The sequence below is a fragment of the Bradyrhizobium sp. WSM1253 genome, from assembly GCF_000244935.1.
In the GTDB taxonomy this organism is placed as follows: domain Bacteria; phylum Pseudomonadota; class Alphaproteobacteria; order Rhizobiales; family Xanthobacteraceae; genus Bradyrhizobium; species Bradyrhizobium canariense.
The window spans coordinates 2,069,293-2,088,607 of the sequence record NZ_JH600073.1; the positions used below are offsets into that span (position 1 = coordinate 2,069,293).

Annotated in this window: 17 protein-coding genes and 1 pseudogene; 10 read left to right on the plus strand and 8 right to left on the minus strand. The window is 64.6% G+C overall.

The genetic code is table 11. From position 1 onward, the window contains the following. The first annotated feature begins 11 nt into the window (after positions 1–11). The gene (locus BRA1253DRAFT_RS11445; RefSeq protein WP_007594128.1) at positions 12–422 is read left to right on the plus strand and encodes a hypothetical protein; all 411 of its coding nucleotides are present in this window, start codon (positions 12–14) and stop codon (positions 420–422) included. Positions 423–505: 83 nt separating this feature from the next. Here the strand turns inward: BRA1253DRAFT_RS11445 and BRA1253DRAFT_RS11450 are convergent, their stop codons facing one another. Continuing rightward, entirely contained in the window at positions 506–1,645 is a 1,140-nt protein-coding gene (locus BRA1253DRAFT_RS11450) for a hypothetical protein (protein ID WP_007594130.1), read from the minus strand. A gap of 251 nt (positions 1,646–1,896) precedes the next feature. Between BRA1253DRAFT_RS11450 and BRA1253DRAFT_RS11455 the strand changes: the two genes are divergently transcribed. Both BRA1253DRAFT_RS11455 and BRA1253DRAFT_RS11460 read left to right on the plus strand, forming a co-directional pair. Then, positions 1,897–3,174, plus strand: coding sequence for a L,D-transpeptidase (locus tag BRA1253DRAFT_RS11455; RefSeq protein WP_245286082.1), 1,278 nt, complete (start codon positions 1,897–1,899; stop codon positions 3,172–3,174). 242 nt (positions 3,175–3,416) lie between these two features. After that, positions 3,417–3,683 (plus strand): hypothetical protein, encoded by a 267-nt coding sequence (locus BRA1253DRAFT_RS11460; protein WP_035993166.1) that lies wholly within the window; start codon positions 3,417–3,419, stop codon positions 3,681–3,683. Positions 3,684–3,952: 269 nt separating this feature from the next. On the opposite strand, the gene BRA1253DRAFT_RS11465 is transcribed toward BRA1253DRAFT_RS11460, so the two are convergent. The 4 genes from BRA1253DRAFT_RS11465 to xylB form a co-directional block, all read right to left on the minus strand. Further along, complete coding sequence (locus BRA1253DRAFT_RS11465; protein WP_007594140.1) at positions 3,953–4,900, minus strand: ABC transporter substrate-binding protein; 948 nt, start codon at positions 4,898–4,900, stop codon at positions 3,953–3,955. A gap of 98 nt (positions 4,901–4,998) precedes the next feature. After that, on the minus strand, positions 4,999–6,054 hold the full coding sequence (locus tag BRA1253DRAFT_RS11470) for a ribose ABC transporter permease (RefSeq protein WP_007594142.1): 1,056 nt from the start codon (positions 6,052–6,054) through the stop codon (positions 4,999–5,001). Continuing rightward, complete coding sequence (locus BRA1253DRAFT_RS11475) at positions 6,047–7,576, minus strand: sugar ABC transporter ATP-binding protein (RefSeq protein ID WP_007594148.1); 1,530 nt, start codon at positions 7,574–7,576, stop codon at positions 6,047–6,049. The genes BRA1253DRAFT_RS11470 and BRA1253DRAFT_RS11475 overlap by 8 nt, the downstream gene beginning before the upstream one ends. A 210-nt stretch (positions 7,577–7,786) precedes the next feature. Next, positions 7,787–9,232 (minus strand): xylulokinase, encoded by a 1,446-nt coding sequence (gene xylB / locus BRA1253DRAFT_RS11480; RefSeq protein ID WP_035995078.1) that lies wholly within the window; start codon positions 9,230–9,232, stop codon positions 7,787–7,789. A 111-nt stretch (positions 9,233–9,343) separates the two neighbouring features. Between xylB and BRA1253DRAFT_RS11485 the strand changes: the two genes are divergently transcribed. The 6 genes and pseudogenes from BRA1253DRAFT_RS11485 to BRA1253DRAFT_RS11510 all read left to right on the plus strand — a co-directional run bounded on the left by BRA1253DRAFT_RS11485 (position 9,344) and on the right by BRA1253DRAFT_RS11510 (position 15,870). Further along, positions 9,344–10,594 (plus strand): MFS transporter, encoded by a 1,251-nt coding sequence (locus BRA1253DRAFT_RS11485; protein WP_007594157.1) that lies wholly within the window; start codon positions 9,344–9,346, stop codon positions 10,592–10,594. Positions 10,595–10,625: 31 nt separating this feature from the next. Continuing rightward, positions 10,626–11,453 carry a PhzF family phenazine biosynthesis protein gene (locus BRA1253DRAFT_RS11490; protein ID WP_007594159.1) on the plus strand — a complete coding sequence of 276 codons (828 nt, stop codon included), beginning with the start codon at positions 10,626–10,628 and terminating at the stop codon, positions 11,451–11,453. Between the two features lie 108 nt (positions 11,454–11,561). Continuing rightward, positions 11,562–11,920 (plus strand): annotated as a pseudogene (locus BRA1253DRAFT_RS11495) (Rid family hydrolase). Between the two features lie 137 nt (positions 11,921–12,057). Then, positions 12,058–13,251 carry a M20/M25/M40 family metallo-hydrolase gene (locus BRA1253DRAFT_RS11500; RefSeq protein ID WP_007594165.1) on the plus strand — a complete coding sequence of 398 codons (1,194 nt, stop codon included), beginning with the start codon at positions 12,058–12,060 and terminating at the stop codon, positions 13,249–13,251. A 115-nt stretch (positions 13,252–13,366) separates the two neighbouring features. Beyond that, positions 13,367–14,455 (plus strand): mandelate racemase/muconate lactonizing enzyme family protein, encoded by a 1,089-nt coding sequence (locus BRA1253DRAFT_RS11505; protein ID WP_007594167.1) that lies wholly within the window; start codon positions 13,367–13,369, stop codon positions 14,453–14,455. Between the two features lie 266 nt (positions 14,456–14,721). After that, positions 14,722–15,870, plus strand: a complete 1,149-nt coding sequence (locus BRA1253DRAFT_RS11510) for an amidohydrolase (protein WP_007594169.1) — start codon at positions 14,722–14,724, stop codon at positions 15,868–15,870. A gap of 184 nt (positions 15,871–16,054) precedes the next feature. Here BRA1253DRAFT_RS11510 and BRA1253DRAFT_RS11515 read toward each other — a convergent pair whose 3' ends face one another. After that, entirely contained in the window at positions 16,055–16,639 is a 585-nt protein-coding gene (locus tag BRA1253DRAFT_RS11515; protein WP_007594171.1) for a DUF1349 domain-containing protein, read from the minus strand. A 320-nt stretch (positions 16,640–16,959) separates the two neighbouring features. Then, on the minus strand, positions 16,960–17,175 hold the full coding sequence (locus BRA1253DRAFT_RS11520; RefSeq protein ID WP_007594172.1) for a hypothetical protein: 216 nt from the start codon (positions 17,173–17,175) through the stop codon (positions 16,960–16,962). Positions 17,176–17,269: 94 nt separating this feature from the next. Between BRA1253DRAFT_RS11520 and BRA1253DRAFT_RS11525 the strand changes: the two genes are divergently transcribed. After that, complete coding sequence (locus tag BRA1253DRAFT_RS11525) at positions 17,270–18,055, plus strand: DUF72 domain-containing protein (protein WP_007594176.1); 786 nt, start codon at positions 17,270–17,272, stop codon at positions 18,053–18,055. Here the strand turns inward: BRA1253DRAFT_RS11525 and BRA1253DRAFT_RS11530 are convergent. Further along, a complete protein-coding gene (locus BRA1253DRAFT_RS11530) occupies positions 18,052–19,239 on the minus strand; it encodes a CaiB/BaiF CoA-transferase family protein (RefSeq protein WP_007594177.1) in 1,188 nt (395 codons plus the stop codon). The genes BRA1253DRAFT_RS11525 and BRA1253DRAFT_RS11530 overlap by 4 nt on opposite strands. Between the last annotated feature and the right edge of the window lie 76 nt (positions 19,240–19,315).

Genomic DNA, 19,315 nt, shown 5'->3' on the forward strand with positions numbered 1-19,315 from the left:
GGAGCCGACCCTTGGGATTTTTGCTGAGAATTATGCTCGCAACCGCTTTCGTGAACCTTGCTCCAGCCGTTGTACAAGCGAAGAAAGCCGTCGCTTCTCCTGCCTTGCAGAAGGAATTCGATGCCTTCATCGAGAGGTTTCGCGCGGCGCTGAGGACAAACGATTCCGCCGCCGTCGCCGGTATGACACGATTGCCGTTCATGAACGACAGCGCAATTCGTGACGCCGCGCAATTTCGCGCCAAGACCTATCCGACCTCGTTCACGGCGAAAAACCGCGCGTGTATCCAGCGCGGCAAGGCCGTCTACGACCGCGATCAAGAGAACAATGACACTTACTTCGTCTTCTGCGGCGAGGTCATCTTCGTCTTTACCAAGACGCCGGCGGGGTTCCTTTTTACCGATGTCGGCGCGAATGACTGATCAGGCAACAATATAAAGCGCATCCGCGCGACCAGCGACGGAAGGCCCGCTCGCCCGCGGGTGCGGCAACTCCTGCTAACCACTCAACGGGAGTTCACTGGTGCCTGCGCCCGCTCGGCGTCGGCGGTCGCGGTGCCCATGTATTTCGATTGGAAATGAGCAACCCGCTCGCGCCACATTCCGACGAACGCCTCCGACGTCAGCTTCTCCACGGATTTCCACGCCTCTTTGACGGCCGGAAGCGTATTGCCCCAGATCGCGCGCCTGCACCATTTTTCGCCCTTCTCCCTGCCTTCGCCGGTGGCGCACATCGATTTCCAGGCGATGCGATTGGGTTGGCTGAGGTGCTCCGCGGCGCCTTCCCAGCCCTGCTGATGGATCAGGTAAAGATCGTTCAAGTCCGGCTTCCTGTGCGTCACCCACTGGAATAGAATGCCTTCCGTGATGACCTTGTAGGCTGCCGCAACGGCATTATCGCGGGGACTAAGAATGTCTCCGGAGCCGAATTTTCTGAACTCGTATTTGCTCAGCTGGAACAGCCCGATATATGACCCGGTGCGCTGCTTGGGATCGAAACCGGACTCGACCTTGGCCACGGCCTTCATGAAAGTGAAATCCAGACCGAAAGCGTCGGACGCGCGCTTGATCTCTTCCACCGGCGTTCCGACCGGGATGTCCTTGAACGAACGCAAGACGATCGCCGCCGGCTTCTCGGCAGGCGGCAGTTCGGACCAGACATAACAAATGAGATACCGGAAATCCTGCGGCCCCGTGCTGGAGGCACCGCCGGATGCACCGCACGTGGTCGGCGCCAGCTGGGCGACATCGTGGTGGCCCAAGTCCACCGAGTCCTGCGCAGGCGGTAAATCGGCCGACAGCGTTTGCGACGAATCGGGCAACGCGGCCACGACGATCGATTCCGATTTATCCGAGGCCGCCGTGGTGTCGGTGGCCGTCCCCGCCGCGGGCTCAGCGGCCGTCGCCACTTCGGCGCTAGCAACAGCGGCGTTCGCGGGTCCGGTGTTGCCCATTGCGATTGCCTGCGGTTCATCCGCGAGCATCGCGGTAGCGGCGAGAGATGCTGCGCGGTCCTGGATGGTCACTGCGCGGGCGTTCTCGGTGCCGGCCGGACCCAAGCCAGCCAGCCAGCCAGCGATCCACCCCGCGAGAACGACCGTTCCGCAAAACGTCGGCGCCACTATCGCAAATCGCCGCGGGTTCATGATGCCGTTGCCCCCATAGGCTCCACCGGAGCCGTGTAGAAAAGCCAAGCATGCGAAGAGGCTCATTCTTGGGTTCAATGTGGGTCGCACAATGGCGCAAACGGCCGCTCGTCAATTTTTCCGAAACGTGTTGCCCGATTGCAACGCGTCGATCGCAAGCAATCGCGCCCGTCTCAGCGGCAACTCCCACGGTAATTGTGAGTACGGTCCAATTTTCGACCCACTGCGACCAGATTTGGAGGAGAGGCTTGGTGCGCTGTCAGGATGACGCATCAGGCTTCGGCTTCGCGCATCGTCTCGAAACGATGGAATCGCGCCTACGGGACCGGGCGATGCTCGTTAAGGAATTACCAGCAATGCAGCGCGCGATAACAACCGCTGTACTCGCCATTTTCATGCTCCCTGCGGGGATCGCACACGCTCAATTTCTGTTTGGACCCCAACACACGTTCTGGCGAAGCCCATACGCTCCGTACAAAGACAAGCACCACCACCGGCAGACAAACTCTGAAACGGCCAAGAGCGTTCGGCCCGAGCCCCTTCCGAAGGGCCCGCTCCAGATCATCATCTCGCTCGCAGACCAACGGGTCTCGCTTTTTGACAACGGGGCCCTGATTGCACGCTCTTCGGTGTCCACGGGAATGGAGGGGCATCCGACTCCCCTCGGCGTGTTCAGCGTCATCAGCAAAGAACGATGGCACCGTTCAAATATTTATAGCGCCGCCCCCATGCCCTACATGCAACGCATCACCTGGTCAGGGATAGCGTTGCACGCCGGTGTCGTGCCCGGGCATCCAGCGTCACACGGCTGCATCCGTTTGAAAAATGATTTTGCCGTTCGACTCTGGCATCTCACGAAGCGCGGCACGCGCGTGATCATTGCGCATGGTGATGTCCAGCCGGTCGAGATAACCAATCCGCATCTTTTTCAACCGAAAGCCGCGTCCGGTTCGTCCGAATTCCAGAGTGCCACCGTCGCAACCAAGAGCATCGGTGCAGCCGCGGCAACGCAGGGATCACTGGTGTCAAGCGCCGAGACTCCAGAAGCCGCCAGTCTCCAGGAGCCGGGCTCGGCTCCCGCTGCAAGCGTGCCTAAAAAGATCGTCCCGATCTCCATCTTCGTCAGTCGTAAGTTGAGCAAGCTGTTCGTGCGTCAGGGCTTCACGCCGTTGTTTGATGTCCCGGTCAAGATCGAAAATCCGGAGGAGCCGCTGGGAACGCACGTGTTTACCGCAATGGAATTCCAGAACGAGGGAACGGCTATTCGCTGGAGCGTCGTGTCGATTCCAGAGGAATTGCCCCGTATGTCCGAAGCTGCCACGAAACGGCGAGAAGCGCCCGCGAAGCAAACCGCGCCGGAACCGTTACCCGACAAAGCCAACGCGGCGCTCAACCGCATCGAAATGCCCCAGGATACGGTTGAGAAGATCTCTGAACTCCTGACGCCGGCCTCTTCGTTGATTGTTTCCGACAACGGAATTAGCCAGGAGACGGGAAAAGACACGGATTTCATCGTGGTAACGCATTGACGCGGCGGCGCACCCCACCAACACACGATGTCGCTGCGCAAGCCGGTGGAATTGTCCGATCGCAATTCTGGTGCAACTTGATGTCCGCACCTGAGCCAAAGCGGCGCGAGGTCGGCTAAGGGTCACAAGCGGTCATGGACCGGCTGCGCGGGACAGGTCAGCTATGGGCCAAAAGGCGACCTTCACTCGGACGAAATAGCATAGTAATTTGGGTGCAATTCCATGACCGGCGTCGGAGGCCGATGAGTTTCAAGATCACACTTGTTTGCAGTGGGATCGATGCTTCTGCTGGGGCGATAGCCGCACAAGACATCGAAGCTGAATTCCGCGATCACCGTCGATGGCATCAAGCTGTCCACTGTCGTTATGAAAACGGGACCTTGATCCTGTGCGGGAAGAATGACTTTGATAGAGCTGGATTGGCACTTCTTGACGAGTTTGGCGACTGTCTCTCCGCGTACCTTAAGGATCACGGTGCTGTTCGTGTCCTCTCCGTAGAGACCGCTTAACGAGGGAACCACCGCTGTGGGAAGTCTCCTATGGGTCACAAGCTGAACTGGTGCATTGAAAGCCAGGGGCCCGCTTCGTGTCGAAAAGCGGACGTCGGGTGGTTGAGTCTGCGGGTATGATTAGGGACAGGATTGAACCTGCGACCTCAAGATCATGAGCCTAACGAGAGCGCGGTCGACCCAGCCCCGGTCAAACGCTGCATGCCGAGCTAGCACCACGCCACGCAAGCCGGCCAGCGCCACATCCGGCGCCGGCCGTCTCGCGCCCGCTACTGCGACCGGTCCGAGGTCCAGCCCTTGTACTCGCCGACATTGTCGCGCGTCACGAGTTTCGACGGCAGCAGCTCGACCGTGGACGCCGGCTTCTGGCCGTTGAGGATGTTGACGCCGACCTGCACGGCGCGGCGGGCCATGAAGAACGGGTCCTGCGAGGCGGAGGCCTGGATCTGCTGCGCCTGCGGGTCCTTCAGGGCTGCTTCGATATCGGGTGCGCCGTCGACCGCGGTGATGATGATGCCGGTGCGCTGCTGCTGGCGCGCCGCAAGGTCGGTGCCGATCGCCTGCGGATCGTTGATGGCGAAGATGGCGTCGATCTTGGCGAAGCGGGTCAGATAGCCCTGCGCCACCGTGAGGCCGCCTTCGCGCGAGCCCTTGCCGTCCTGGTCGTTGGACAGGACTTTGATGCCGGGGTTCTTGCCGAACACGTTCTTGCAGCCGACGACGCGGTCGATCACCGCGGAGACCTGCGGGCCGTTCTCGATGATGACGTCGCCTTTGCCTCCCAGCTTGTCGACGATGTACTGGCAGGAGATCTCGCCGGCCTGGACGTTGTTGGTGGTCACCGTGGCGTCGGCGCCTTCGGCCGCGGTGTCGACGGCAACGACGACGATGCCGGCGGCCTGCGCCTTCTTGATCGCCGGGCCGACCGCCTTGGGATCGCCGGGGTTGAGCAGGATCAGGTCGACGCCGGCGGCGATGAAATTGTCGATCTGGGTGACCTGCTTGCCGAGGTCATATTCGAAGCCGACGGTGGTGATCTTGACGTTGGGGTTGGTCTTCTTGGCCTCGAACTCGGCGCCCTTCGACAACGCGACAAAGAACGGATTGCCGAGCGAGCCCAGCGAAACGCCGATCGACTTGAGCTCCTTCGCAAAGGACGGCGCGGAGCTCAGGACGAGCGCCATCGCGGCGCCGGCAAACGAGATCGACTTCAACATTGGCTTCCTCCCTGGTCCGTTTGAAGCTCCGGCACGGCGACCAGTTGCCGTGACGAAATGAACATGACGGCGCAGCGCCCGCTGCATTTTTTCCGCGCTCACGTGCGGGCCGAGCCCTGCAGCCGATAGCGGTCCAGCGCGACCGCGCCGATGATCACCAGGCCCTTGATCACGTATTGCCAGACGTCGGATACGCCGATCAGGATCAGGCCGTTCGACAACACAGCAATGATCAGCGCGCCGACCAGCGTTCCCCAGATCGAGCCGATGCCGCCGACGAAGGAGGTGCCGCCCAGGATCACGGCGGTGATGGCGTCGAGCTCGTAGGACTGGCCGAGCTGCAGGCCATTGGCGGCGTAAAGGCGCGCCGCCTGCATCGCGCCGCCGAGCCCCGCGAGCAGGCCGGACACGCCATAGACGAAGATCAGCACGGCCCAGACCTTGATGCCGGCGAGCCGCGCGGCGCTCTCGTTGCCGCCGACCGCGTAGATATGGACCCCGAGCACGGTGCGCTTGAGCACCAGCCACGACACCAGGATGACCAGCAACGCGATCACCCAGAGCCAGGGAATCGATACGACGCCCGGAATGAGCGTCAAAGCGCCGTTGCCGATGAAGGCATAGGGGATCGACGGATTGAACACCGTGGTGTCGGCGCCGAGCAGACGCGCCGCGCCGCGCACGGCGGTCAACGACCCCAGGGTGACGATGAAGGGCGGCAGGCGCAACAGCGCGATCAAGCCGCCATTGAGAATGCCGAAGACGGCGCCGGTGAGCACCGCGGCCGGCAACCACAGCGCCCCGAGATCGGGGAATTTGGAGATGATCAGCCCGGCCATCGCCGACGCCGCCAGGATGGAGCCGACCGACAGGTCGATGCCGCCAGTGAGGATGACGAAGGTCATGCCTGCTGCCAGTACGGTATTGACCGCGGACTGCTGCACCACGATGCCGATGTTCTGGCCGGTGAAGAAGCGGCCGTCCGACAGCACGTGAAAACCGATGCACAGCAGCAGCAGCACCGGCAGCATGCCGACCGCGCGAATGATCATCCGCGTCCGCTGCCGCTTCGTCTCCTGCGCGGCGGCAAGACCGGGCGCGACGGGGACGGCTTTGGCGGGGGCGGTGCTGGAGGAAGCGCCGTTCTCAGGCATCGAGGTGCTCCGTTCCGGTGGCGAGGGCCATGATGTCCTCCTGGCTGAGCGGCGATGTCGCGTTGCGCCGGATCTGCCCGGCGATATGTCCCGCGCGCATCACGATGACGCGGTCGCAGATGCCGATGATCTCGGGCAGGTCGGACGAGATGACGAGAACCGCGGTGCCTGACTTCGCGAGATTGTCGATGATCGAATAGATCTCGGACTTGGCGCCGACGTCGACGCCGCGCGTCGGCTCGTCGAGGATCAGGATCTTCGGGCCGATCGCGAGCAGCCGCGACAGCAGCACTTTCTGCTGGTTGCCGCCGGAGAGCCCGCCGGCGGGAACAGCGACATTCGCAGCACGGATGCCGAGCCCCGCAAACGCGCGTTTGGCGCGGTCGCGGGCCTTGTCGCGGTCGAGGATGCCGCCGAATTTCGCATCCCGGCCGAGCACCGCGAGATTGATGTTGTCGAGGCAGGACATGTCGAGGAACAGGCCGAGCGCCTTCCTGTCCTCGGTGAGATAGGCAATGCCGGCATCCAGCGCCTCACCGGGCGTGCGGATCGAGACCGTGCGCCCCTCGATCTCGACATGACCGGAGACCATCGGCGCGGCGCCGATGATGAGGTGCGCAAGCTCGGTGCGGCCGGCGCCGACCAGGCCGGCAAGGCCGACGACCTCGCCCGCATGCACCGTCAGCGAACATCCCTTGACGCGCCTGCCGTCGGCGATGTCGACGGCCGCGAGCACGGGAGCTCCCGACCGCGCATCATTCCTGGGATCATGCTCCTTCTTGTAGAAGGAGGAGACGTCGCGACCCACCATCATCCGGACGATGGTGTCGGCGCGGATGTCGCCCTTGTCGAGCGAACCGACCAGCGTGCCGTCACGCAGCACCGTGACGCGGTCGCCGAGCGCATAGACCTCGTCCATGCGATGCGAGATGTAGATGATGGCGAGCCCTTCGGCACGCAGCTGGCGGATCAGCGCGAACAACCTTTCGCTCTCACCGGCCGACAGCGCGGTGGTCGGCTCGTCCATGATCAGGATCCTGGAGCGGGCGTGCAGCGCGCGCGCGATCTCGACCAGTTGGCGCTGGCCCATCGAGAGATTGGCGACCTGCGTCTGCGGCGTGAAATCCGCGCCGAGCCGCGCCAGGATCGGACCGACGCCGGCCTGCATCGCCTCGCGCGCCAGCAAGCCGCCGCGGGAGACCTCGCGACCGAGATAGATGTTCTCCGCGACGCTCAGATTGGGGGCGAGCGAGAGTTCCTGATAGATGATCGCGATGCCGGCCGCGCGGCCGCCGAGCGGACCGCTGATCTGCACGGGCTGGCCGTCGATGCGGATTTCGCTGCCCGGGTCCGGCCGGTAGGCGCCCGACAGGATCTTCATCAGGGTGGATTTGCCGGCGCCGTTCTCGCCCATCAAAGCGTGGATCTCGCCCGCGTAGACGGTGAGGTCGACGTCGCGCAGCGCCTTGATGCTGAAAAACGATTTAGAGACCCGGCGCATCTCGAGGATGGGCTCGCTCATCACACCTCCCCCATGCGCCGACGGCGGCATCGCAATCTCACCCGCGTCTCGTTGGTCCCCGGCGCGGGTGCAAGCATTAAACAAAAGGTTGTGGCGCAGGGCAATACCTCACGCATGCCGACGAACGGTCCGGCGCTGCTTTTATCTTTTGCAGACGGAACCGATCCCGCGCGTGATGCCTTTTCTTCGCCACATCATCGCGTATCGCGATCAGCGTCGCGGCCGGTACAGGCGGCGCCATTGCGGAAGCCGCTCGGCATAGGCCTGCGCAAGCGCGGGCTCAGGCTCGAAGGTCTCGACGCGCCGTGGTGCAGTGCAGACGGCATCAATCGCCTCCCCGGTGACGGCGAGGCGGCCAAGCCGCGCCGCACCAAACGCCGCGCCCGTCTCGCCGTCGGCAAAGCGATGCATGGGGATGTTCAGGACATTGGCCAGCACTGCAAGCCAGAACCGCGACCGCGAGCCGCCGCCGATGACATCCGCCTCCGCGATCGCCAATCCGGTCTCGGCAAGGACGTCCCGGCAATCCGCCAGCGCGAAGGCGACGCCTTCGAGCACGGCTTGCACGATCGCATCACGATCGGTGGCGTGACTGAGCCCGTCGAGCATGCCGCGCACATCCGGATCATCGTGCGGGGTGCGTTCGCCGGAGAGGTACGGCAGGAAGCTGACCTGCGACGGCGCCCGCGGGCGGCACCCGAGCGGCGCCAGCAGGTCGGCCTCGGAAGTCCCCAACAGCCGCGCGATCCAGGCCAGGCACGAGGCCGCCGAGAGGATCGCGCCGGCTTGTATCCACCTGTCGGGGACGGCGTGACAGAACGTGTGCACGACCCGCTCCGGATTGGCCGCGATCGTCTCGGTGGGCACCAGCAATGCGCCGGAGGTTCCGAGCGAAATGAAGGCTGCGCCGGGATTGATGGCGCCGATGCCGACGGCTCCCGCCGGATTGTCGCCGGCCCCGCCGGCGACCATCGGCCGCCCGGTCATGCCCCAGCGCTGCGCCAACTCGCTCTGCAGCCGTGCCGCCGGCGCGCAGCCCTCGACCAGACGCGGCATCCGCCGGCGCGACAGCGCGGTCGCGGCGAGCCCCTCATCCGACCAATCGCGGCTGACAACGTCGAGCCACAGCGAACCCGAGGCGTCCGAGACATCCTCAATCGCCTCGCCCGTCAGCACCAGGCGCAGATAGGCCTTGGGTTGCAGCACGAGTGTTGTCGCCGCGAAGATCTCCGGTTCGTGCCTCGCGACCCACAGCAATTTTGGCGCCGTGAATCCCGGCATCGCCTTGTTGCCTGTCGTCATTCGCAAGGCGGGCCAGCGCCGCTCCAGCTCGGCGCATTCCGCAAACGACCGTCCGTCATTCCAGAGAATGCAGGGCCGCAACGGCGTGTGACCGGCGTCGAGCAGCGTCGCGCCGTGCATCTGGCCGGACAGGCCGATGCCCTCGACCGCGGCCAGTTCGCGCGCGTGATCTGCCTTCAGCGCGTCCAGCGTCGCAAATGTGGCCTCGATCCACTGCGCCGGGTCCTGCTCGCAATGGCCGGAACGCGGCGAAGAGACCGTCAGCGACCGGCTGCGGCTCGCCACCACGCGCTGCGCGTCGTCGACCAGAACGGTTTTGACGGCAGAGGTGCCGAGGTCGATGCCGAGATACATGATGTCACTTGCCTTGTGCATCCATGACATTGCGGCCATGGCGTTCCCGATGTTGGCACGCACCCGTCAATCATGTAACCCCACCCGAAACCTTCTCGGGACGCAACGCCCATGACCACCGCCGCCACCAACGACGCGGGAGCCACCCGCGCGCTGATCTTTGCGCTGCTTGCGCTGGCCTGCGGGCACATGCTCTCGACCTTACTGCGCACCATTCCGGCGGTCAGCCTCGATTTGATGGCGGCGGATTTCGGCATCGAACCGCAGGCGCTGGCGAGCCTCACCTCGGTCTACCCGTTCGCGTTTGCGGCCGCGCAGATCCCGGTCGGTGCGGCGATGGACCGCTTTGGCGTGCGGCCGGTGTCGCTGAGCCTGCTCGCGGGAACCGTGGTCGGCGCTATCGCGTCGGGGTTCGCGACGGGCCCCGAAAGCTTCGCGGTCGGTCAGGTGCTGCTGGGCGTTGCCACCTCCGGCATGCTGATGTGCCCGATGACATTGGCTGCCAAGCAATTGTCGGCTGCGCGCTTCGGGCTGTGGTCGGGCGCGATCCTCTCGATCGGCAATATCGGCATGCTGTTGTCGTCGAGCCCGCTCGCCTTCGTGGTCGACACCTACGGCTGGCGCGCCGGGTTCTGGATCTCGGCGCTCGGCGGCGTCGCCGTGGCGCTCGCGGTGTTCCTGCTGGTGCCGAACCAGCCGGCCGAGCACAAGGACGAATCCTCGCCGCTGTCGCAGATGATCGAGGTGCTCAGGCTCGGATTGTCGCGGCCCTTGCGCGGCCTGATCGCGCTGGCGCTGGTGTCGCTTGCGACCTCGCTGGTGCTGCGCGGCCTGTGGGGCGGGCCGTGGCTGATGCAGGTCAAGGGATTGTCGCGGGTCGAGGCCGGCAACCAGCTCGGCGCGTTCACGCTGGCGATGATTGCAGGTCCGCTTCTCGTCGGCATGATCGACCGCAGGCTCGGACGCCGCCGCGCGCTGGTGGCGGGAACACACCTGGCCGGCGCATTGCTGCTGGCGCTGATGGCACTAGGGGCGCCGCATTATGCCGTCTCGAAGCTGCTCAGCCTTCCCGTGATGCCGCCGCAATACGACCTCGTACTGTTCGTGCTCATTGGCTTGGCGACCTCGGCACAGCCGCTGCTGTTCGGCATGTCGCGGCAGCTCGTCGATGCGCAAGTGGCAGGCAAGGCGCTCGCGGCGATCAATCTCGCCTTCTTCCTCGGCGCGGCGCTGATGCAGTCGATCACCGGCGCGGTGGCCGCGTTCGCGGGACTGCCGGCGGTGCTGTTGTTCATGGCAGCCATGCTTCTGTTCGGTACGCTCATCTTTCTGGCCTATACGCGGACCGTCCAAAACCGGTAGGCTCGGAGTCCCTGGTCTTCTGGAGGGACGAATGGACGTGCAGCGGATCGCCGCTTTTTCGCAAGGAGAGAACGGGGGCAACCCTGCCGGGGTCGTACTCTGCGACGCGCTGCCTCCGGCCGACCGGATGCTGGCGATCGCGGCGGAGGTCGGGTATTCGGAGACGGTCTTCGCCGCGCCAAACCAGGATGGCTGGCGGGTACGCTACTTCGCCCCCGAGATCGAGGTGCCGTTCTGCGGCCATGCAACGATCGCGCTCGGGGCCGCGCTCGCCCTTGCCCATGGCGAAGGCACCTTCGCGCTCCAGCTCAACGACACAGCGATCACGGTGACAGGCTGGCGGAAGCAGTCCGCACTGATGGCGGCGCTGCAATCGCCGCGCACGCGCAGCGCGCAGGCGCCCGACGCACTGGTCGCGGCCGCGCTGGGCCTGTTTTCGTACAGCGTTGCCGATCTCGACCCGCGCCTACCTCCCGCGATCGCCGAGGCCGGCGCCCGGCATCTCGTCCTGGCCCTGGCGAGCCGGCAGAAGCTGGCCGCGATGCATTATGACTTGGAGCAAGGGCGGCAGTTGATGACTGCAGCCGGCCTCGTCACCATCAGCCTCGTCCATGCCGAGACCGACACGCTGTTCCACGCCCGCAATCCATTCGCAGCCGGCGGGGTCTACGAGGATGCCGCGACAGGCGCCGCGGCCGCGGCCCTCGCCGGATATCTGCGGGACCTTGGCTGGCCTCATGGCGGCACGATTGATATCGGTCAGGGCGAGGACATGGGCGTGCCGTCGCGGCTGCGTGCCGAGATCAGCGCCGAACCCGGCGCGAGCATCCGGGTCTCCGGGGCGGCCCGGCAGATGTAGCCGGCGAAGTCCCGGCAGGAGGATGTCAATTCGCAGACATCCGGTGCGGAAGGCGTGCTGATGTCGTAGATGCAGACGTGGGAAATCGTTTTGATCAGGAAAAGCGTCATGTCCGGCTATCCTTTTGAGGACAGCTACGGCTATGCGCGTGCCGTCCGTGTCGGGGACCATGTCTTCGTCTCCGGAACGACGGCTCGTCCTCCAGCACTCGAAGGGGATGCGTACATACAGATGCTGGGCGCAATCGCGATAGTCGCCGAGGCGCTTGCAGATGCTGGAGCGGAGCTGCGGCACGTGGTGAGAACAGTCGTCTACGTTCCGATATGGCGGACACACACCAAGTCGCCCGCGCCCATCGCGAAACATTCGGGGCGACGCGTCCGGCAAGCACGCTCGTTCAGGTAGCCGCTTTAACCCCCGCCCGGGCTCGTGTCGAAATAGAGGCGACGGCCATCGTGCACGACTGATCGGACGGGAATAGCGGTTGGTTCTGGGACCATGCGCGCACAGCAACGCGGCGCCACAGTTCATGCGTTGAGGCCGCCTTGCGAAACAAGTTGCCGCAGGGGATGCTGGCAGGCACCGTGCATCAAAGGGACATCTCATGCCTGTCGACACCAAAGCCGCCACCGACCGCCTCATGCGCTTTCTCGCCGTCGAGGGCGTCACCGGACAGGAGGCGGCGATCGGGCGTGAGCTCACGGCTGCGCTGAAGGAAAGCGGCGTACCGGCGAAGGCGATCCGGCTCGATGACGCCAATACGCGCATTCCGGTGCCGACCGAGACCGGCAACCTCATCGTCGATCTGCCCGGCCGCGGCGCGCTGCACAACCAGCCGCGCATCATGTTCATGACCCACATGGACACCGTACCGCTCTGCGCCGGCGCCAGGCCGAAGAAGTCGGGTCGCAAGATCGTCAACGAGGCCAAGACCGCACTCGGCGGCGACAATCGCTGCGGCTGCGGCGTGCTGGTGACGCTGGCGGCCGAGCTCGAGAAGCAGCAGCTCGATCATCCGCCGATCACGTTGCTGTTCTGCGTGCGCGAGGAGAGCGGGCTCTACGGCGCGCGCCACGTCAATCTCGACGAGCTCGGCTCGCCGGTGATGGCGTTCAACTATGACGGCGGCTCGGCCTCCAACGTCGTCATCGGCGCTGTGGGTGCCGACCGCTGGACCGTCGAGATCTTCGGCCGCGCCTCGCATGCCGGCGTCGCGCCGGAGCGCGGCATTTCATCGACCATGATCATGGCCCTCGCGCTCGCCGACGTGAAGGCCGGCGGCTGGTTCGGCAAGGTGGTCAAGCGCAAGCAGCAAGGCACCAGCAATGTCGGCCCCGTCACCGGCGGCGAGGGGCGGCCTGCGGGCGACGCCACCAATGTCGTCACCGACTACGTGCATGTGCGCGGCGAAAGCCGCAGCCACGACGGAAAGTTCTTCAAGGAGATCACGAAAGCCTACAAAGCCGCGTTCGAGAAGGCCGCCAAGAGAGTCACCAATGCGCAAGGCAAGTCCGGCAAGGTCAAGTTCAAGGCCGAGACCGATTATTTCCCGTTCCGCATGAAGGACAACCTTCCCGTCGTCAAACGCGCGGTCGAGGCCGTGTCCGCCATCGGCGGCACCCCGAACGTGCGCACCGCCAATGGCGGCCTCGATGCCAACTGGATGGTCCGCCACGGCGTTCCGACCGTGACCTTCGGCGCCGGCCAGAACGAGGCGCACACCATCGACGAGTGGATCAATCTCGACGAATACGATCGCGCCTGCGCGCTGGCCGTGCAGCTCGCAACGATGCGGTGAGCTAACTTCGTAGGATGGGTAGAGCGCAGCGAAACCCATCGCTACTTGCGAAGATGACGATGATGGGTTTCGCTGCGCTCTACCCATCCTACAAGAAAAAAATAAGGGAGGCTGCATGCCGCGCATTTCGACCATCGAGACCGGATTCTACCGGATCCCCCTCCCCGTCATGCTCTCCGACTCGACCCATGGCGACATCGCGGCATTCGAGCTGATCACCTGCCGCATCCGCGATGCCGATGGCGCCGAGGGCGTCGGCTACACCTACACGGTCGGGCGCAATGGCGGCGCCGTCGCCGACATCCTCAAGCGCGAGATCCCGCCGCTGGTCGAAGGACGCGAGGCCGATGATACCGAAGCGATCTGGCATCAGGTCTGGTGGGGCCTGCATTATGGCGGCCGCGGCGGACCGGCCGTGCTGGCGCTCTCGGCGCTCGATATCGCGCTGTGGGATTTGAAGGCGCGGCGCGCGAAATTGCCGCTGTATCGATTGCTCGGCGGCTTCGATGCGCGCGTGCCCTGCTATGCCGGCGGCATCGACCTCGATCTTTCGGTCGAGGCGCTGCTGAAGCAGACCGACGGCAATCTCGCCAAGGGTTTTCGCGCGATCAAGATGAAGGCAGGCCGCCCCGATCTGAAATCGGATGTCGCCCGGGTCGCGGCGATGCGGCAGCATCTCGGCGACGGCTTTCCGCTGATGGTGGATGCCAACATGAAATGGACGGTCGAGGACGCGATCCGCGCCGCCCGCGCGTTCCAACCCTACGACCTCACCTGGCTCGAGGAGCCTGTTATCCCCGACGATGTCGCGGGCCACACCCGCATCATGCAGGCCGGTGGCGTGCCGATCGCGGCGGGCGAAAATTTGCGCTCGCTGTGGGAGTTCAAGAACTACATCGTCGCGGGCGCGGTGTCCTATCCCGAGCCTGACGTCACCAATTGCGGTGGCGTCTCCGCCTTCATGAAGATCGCGCGGCTGGCGGAAGCGTTCAACCTGCCCGTCACCAGCCACGGCGCGCACGACATCACCGTGCACCTGCTCGCAGCCTGCCCGAACCGGTCGTATCTGGAGGCGCACGGTTTTGGGCTCGACAAATATATCGAGCATCCGCTGGTGCTTGAGGACGGGCTTGCGCTCGCGCCGGACCGGATCGGCCACGGCATCAGCTTCGATTGGGACGGGCTGGCGAAGCTGTCGGCGTAGCGCGGAGCCACGAGCGCGAGTGCGCCCCCTCTCCCGCTTGCGGGAGAGGATTGGGGAGAGGGTGTCTCCGCAGTGAGATCCCCAATGACGATCGAGCCCTCTCCCGGCCTCTCCCGCAAGCGGGAGAGGTGAAGTGGAGCGCAGTCGGTCTGCCCCGGCAATCACTAACGCGTTGCTGCACGCGAGGCATTCGCTGACGCTTGATGCAAGCTGCGGTTATTCGGCTATGGTGTCGATGCCGACACACAAGCCGAGAGATTCCCGCCTTGACCCCCGAGCTGCACCAGAAACTGACGGCGTGGCGCCGGCATTTGCATGCGCATCCCGAACTGTCCCTCCAGGAGAAAGCCACCGCCGCTTTCGTGCAAGACAAGCTCACCGAGCTCGGCATTCCCTTCGTGTCAGGCATCGGCGGCCACGGTATCGTCGCGACCCTCACGCGAGGGGCTGCACAGGGCCGCGTCGGCCTGCGCGCCGACATGGATGCGCTGCCGATCACCGAAGATACGGGGCTAGCTTACGCTTCGCAAAATCCCGGTGTGATGCATGCCTGCGGCCATGACGGACATACCGCTTCGCTGCTCGGCGCCGCCGCGCTGCTCGCCGCCGACACCAGCTGGAGCGGGACGGTTGATTTCATCTTCCAGCCGGCCGAGGAAGGTTATGGCGGCTCGCGTGCGATGGTCGCGGCCGGGCTGTTCGAGCGCTTTCCAATGGAGCGGGTGTTCGGTTTTCACAACTGGCCGGGGCTTGCCGCCGGCACCATCGCGGTCCATGACGGCGTCGTCATGGCCTCCGGCGGGCGCATCACCATCACCATCGATGGCCATGCCGGTCACGCCGGCATGCCGCATTTGACGCGCGATCCGGTGATGGCGGCCGGCCATTTGATCGTGGCGCTGCAATCGATCGTCTCGCGCAGCGTCGATCCGCTCGACACCGCCGTGCTCTCGCTCTGTACGCTCGAAGGCGGCACGGCACGCAACCAAATCGCCGGACGCGTCTCGATCGGCGGCACGCTGCGCTACCATCGCGATGCGGTGAAGGACACCGTCGTGGCGCGGATCGAACAGATCTGCGCCGGGATTGCCACGAGCTTCGGCGTCAAGGTGACGCCCGAGATCGTCATGGGCGTCGGCGTCGTGATCAACACGCCGGCCGAGGCGGATCTCGCCCGCCTCGCCGCGGACAAGGTACGGGCCGAGCTGCGGCGCGACCTCGCGCCCAGCATGGCAGGCGAGGATTTCGCCCACTTTCTCTCGCGGCGCTCCGGCGCCTTCGTCTGGATCGGCAATGGCGAATTGCGCGACGGCGCCGAGCTGCACGGCCCGCGCTATGATTTCAACGACGCGATCCTGCCGGTCGCATCGGGCTGGATGGCGGAAGTCGCCAAGGCGGCGCTGGCTTCGAACTAGACTGTGCATCCGTGAATGATACTGCACTTGATGCCCGCCATGCTTCCGACGGGTCAAAGGCGGCGGTCTGCACCGGGCAACGGCTTCTGCCCTACCCCGACTCCACACCTGCCGCTGCAATGCGCCAACCGACGGCGATGGGCGACTTCAGACTTCAGCGCTGCCTCCGGCCGCGCCAGCAGCCTCATTCTAGATCGTGAAGGTCCTTGCCGAGCGGCGCCGTCATCCGAAACTCCGAAAAAGCCACTTCCAGCCCGGCCCGCTCCGGCGTGCAAGCCATCGGTCCAACAAGATAGGAAGGTTTCTTGGCAAACGGCGCAAGCCTCATGAGAGGCCAAACCTTGCCATCGTTCGAAGCTTGCACACGAAGAACGCCATGAGCAACGGTTACCCGCAATCGGAAGTCACGTGCGTCGTGCTCATAGGGTGCTGTTGCCCAGTCCGACCGCCCATCCGTCAATACGCTCGAAAGCATGGCCCGTCCGTCCGCAAATTCGATTCCGGCCTTAAGCCAGCGATTAGCGTCTACGCGCACCATGATGCCGGCTTGATCGTAGAGCGCTTGGAAATTACCTCGCACCCGCAACTCGGCCGTGAAGGCATCCCCGGCCAGAAACCCGAGAAAATGTCCGTTGTCGCGGATAAAGCCGTAATGAGTCTCGCGCCAGAAGTCGGTGGCATTGTCAGTGACCACTTCAAGGCTGTTGCCCTCCTCGGTCCATTGTTTCGGCTCATTCAGCCAAATGCCGTCAGATCTGCCAAGTATCATTTTAACCTCGATGCAAACCATGTGACGGTCTCGACGAGCTTTCGGGTTTCGGCCCGACATCGCGATAGCGGCATCGAAGAACTGAACCTGAGCAAATCCAAATCCGTCATGCCTCGCTGAACGGGCCTCAACGAGGTGCGCCACTACTTCGTCGACGGACCAATTTCGAAAGTCGGCGATCAGCCGCCGCGGCGGATCATCTTGAGGCCCGACCGTCTTGCCGTGCTTCAAGCGATAACGAACTCACCGGGTCTTGCGCATTCATCCGGCTAAGCCTGGCTGCGCGTAGTAAGCTCACCGCCCTGCGAACACGCGCCCGCTCAAGAGATCTCGCGCGGCAGCTTCCAGCCCGGCTTCGGCTCGAACGTCTCCTCGACCTGCGCGACGTGATAGCCGGCAGGCAGAAGCCGGCCGCCCTCCTCGTCCGCGACCGGCACGTCGGTCACCAGCCCCTCGATCAAGGCGGCTTCCCACACTTCCTTCTCGGTGGGAAAGGGGTCGCCGATCTGCTTATTGCCTTCGAACAGCGCGTACATCGGTTCCGGTCCTGCGTTGATCAAGCTCACGAGCAACGTATCGGCCGCACGGACGTTCCCATCCGGCAAATCGCAACGGATGGACACGGCAAACATGGCGCGCGTTCTGATCGGAACTTCCGGCTGGCATTACGCCTCCTGGCGAGGCCCGTTCTTTCCCGAGGGCGTGACGCTGAAGCAGCAGCTGAGCTACTACGCCGGACAGTTCGACACCACCGAGCTGAACGGCGTGTTCTACCGCACCCCGACGCCGGAGGCCGTCGAGGGTTGGCGGGAGCAGACCGGCCGCGATTTCGTCTTTGCCTGGAAAGCCTCGAAATTCATCACGCATTGGAAGCGCCTCTCGGATCGCTCGGTGAACAGCCTCGAGCTGCTCGAGGATCGCATCTCACGGCTCGGCGGCAAGGCCGGCCCGATCCTGTTCCAGCTGCCGCCGCAATTCGAGGCCGACGCGGACCGCCTCGCCGGCTTCTTCAAGCTGCTGTCGCGGAAGCGGCGTTACAGTTTCGAATTCCGTCATCCGAGCTGGTATCAACCGCGCATCTTGCGGATGCTGGCCGACGAGAACATTTCGCTGTGCCTGTCCGACCATCACGACGCGCCGGCGCCATGGAAGCGCACGGCGGATTTCGTCTATGTGCGCGGACACGGGCCCAGCGGGCGCTATCACGGGCACTATGCGAAACCCACGCTGGCGCAATGGGCGCGGCGCATCAAGTCCTGGAAGCGGCAGGGCTGCGACGTCTATGTCTATTTCGACAACGACCAGAAAAGCGCGGCGCCGGCCGATGCACAGGCGTTGAAGCAATTGCTCAGCGTGCCGCAAAGCGCGGCGATCACGACGGCAAGCCGCCGTGCAGGTGCCGTTGTTCACCGCTAGACGATGCCGCCCTGCCGGAGCGCCGCGATCGCGGCCTTGTCGTAGCCGAGCTCGCCCAGGATAAGGTCGGTATGCTCGCCGAGCGTGGGCGGGCGCGTCGCGATTTCACCGGGCGTTTCCGACAGGCGGACGGCGGCGCGCGCCACCGGTGCGGGCTTCGGCAAGCCGGGATAGTCGACGTCCTGCATGAATCCGGCGGAGCGGATGTGCGGATGATCCAGCGCCTGCTGCGGGCTCAGCACGGGGCCGGTCGGAATCATGGCCTTGCCCAAGGTGTCGACGGCCTCCTGCGTGGTGCGCTCGGCGCACCAGCGCGCCATCCGCTCGCTGATGACAGGGCCGTTGTTGCCGCGGCTGATGTCGTCGGTAAAGCGCGGATCGTTCAGCCAGACCTCCTCCTCACCCATCAGTTTCGCCCAGCGCTTGAACAGCGGATGCCCCGTGACCTGGCACAGCACCCAGCCGTCCCTCGTGCGATAGATGTCGGCGGGCGCCGCGGTCTGGCCGAGATTGCCTGTCGACACCCGATTGACGTTGATGACGGCCTGCTCGATCAGCGTGGCATTGGTGAAGGACAAGGCGGTGGCGAGCAATGCGCCCTCGACGATCTGCCCGCGCCCGGATTTGCCGCGCTCGATCAGCGCGGCGAGCGTGCCGAACGCGCAATGCAGCGCGGTCCCGAAATCGACCCAGTTGACCGCAGCCCGGTAGGGCGGATCGCCGGCGCCCGTCATGTACACCGATCCCGACATGACCTGGCCGACACCGTCGAAGCCGACGCGGTCGGACCATGGCCCCGGCCCGCCGAACGCGGTGGCCGTCGTCAGGATGATGTCCGGCTTGATCGCCTTGAGCGAATCGTAGTCGAGCTTCATCGCGCGCAATGTCTGCGGCGGCAAGTTGGCGACGACCACGTCCGCGGTCGCAACCAGCCGGCGCATCACCTCCTGCCCTTCCTGCTTCATCGGATCGAGCGTGAGGCACTTCTTGTTGCGGTTGACCTGAAGGAACAGCGCGCCTTCGCCATTTTCGCCGACCGGCGCCACGAAGCGATCCTCGCTGCCGTCGCGCTTTTCCACGCGAATGACCTCGGCGCCGAATTCGGCCAGCAAGGTCGCGCAATAGGGCCCCGCGATATAGCGCCCGAAATCGAGAACCCGGACGCCGTCCAGAACCCCTCCCATCGATCTCTTTCCTTTGTGCTGTTCGTCAGCTTACAGGGATTGGCATTTGCGGCAAGGTGGCAACGGACGCCATGCC

What these genes read in the sequence shown, in the direction of transcription:
- BRA1253DRAFT_RS11450 (WP_007594130.1), bottom strand. Translation starts at nt 1,645, where the DNA reads ATGAACCCGCGGCGATTTGCGATAGTGGCGCCGACGTTTTGCGGAACG.
- BRA1253DRAFT_RS11460 (WP_035993166.1), top strand. Translation starts at nt 3,417, where the DNA reads ATGAGTTTCAAGATCACACTTGTTTGCAGTGGGATCGATGCTTCTGCT.
- BRA1253DRAFT_RS11465 (WP_007594140.1), bottom strand. Translation starts at nt 4,900, where the DNA reads ATGTTGAAGTCGATCTCGTTTGCCGGCGCCGCGATGGCGCTCGTCCTG.
- BRA1253DRAFT_RS11470 (WP_007594142.1), bottom strand. Translation starts at nt 6,054, where the DNA reads ATGCCTGAGAACGGCGCTTCCTCCAGCACCGCCCCCGCCAAAGCCGTC.
- BRA1253DRAFT_RS11475 (WP_007594148.1), bottom strand. Translation starts at nt 7,576, where the DNA reads ATGAGCGAGCCCATCCTCGAGATGCGCCGGGTCTCTAAATCGTTTTTC.
- xylB (WP_035995078.1), bottom strand. Translation starts at nt 9,232, where the DNA reads ATGTATCTCGGCATCGACCTCGGCACCTCTGCCGTCAAAACCGTTCTG.
- BRA1253DRAFT_RS11485 (WP_007594157.1), top strand. Translation starts at nt 9,344, where the DNA reads ATGACCACCGCCGCCACCAACGACGCGGGAGCCACCCGCGCGCTGATC.
- BRA1253DRAFT_RS11490 (WP_007594159.1), top strand. Translation starts at nt 10,626, where the DNA reads ATGGACGTGCAGCGGATCGCCGCTTTTTCGCAAGGAGAGAACGGGGGC.
- BRA1253DRAFT_RS11500 (WP_007594165.1), top strand. Translation starts at nt 12,058, where the DNA reads ATGCCTGTCGACACCAAAGCCGCCACCGACCGCCTCATGCGCTTTCTC.
- BRA1253DRAFT_RS11505 (WP_007594167.1), top strand. Translation starts at nt 13,367, where the DNA reads ATGCCGCGCATTTCGACCATCGAGACCGGATTCTACCGGATCCCCCTC.
- BRA1253DRAFT_RS11515 (WP_007594171.1), bottom strand. Translation starts at nt 16,639, where the DNA reads ATGATACTTGGCAGATCTGACGGCATTTGGCTGAATGAGCCGAAACAA.
- BRA1253DRAFT_RS11520 (WP_007594172.1), bottom strand. Translation starts at nt 17,175, where the DNA reads ATGTACGCGCTGTTCGAAGGCAATAAGCAGATCGGCGACCCCTTTCCC.
- BRA1253DRAFT_RS11525 (WP_007594176.1), top strand. Translation starts at nt 17,270, where the DNA reads ATGGCGCGCGTTCTGATCGGAACTTCCGGCTGGCATTACGCCTCCTGG.
- BRA1253DRAFT_RS11530 (WP_007594177.1), bottom strand. Translation starts at nt 19,239, where the DNA reads ATGGGAGGGGTTCTGGACGGCGTCCGGGTTCTCGATTTCGGGCGCTAT.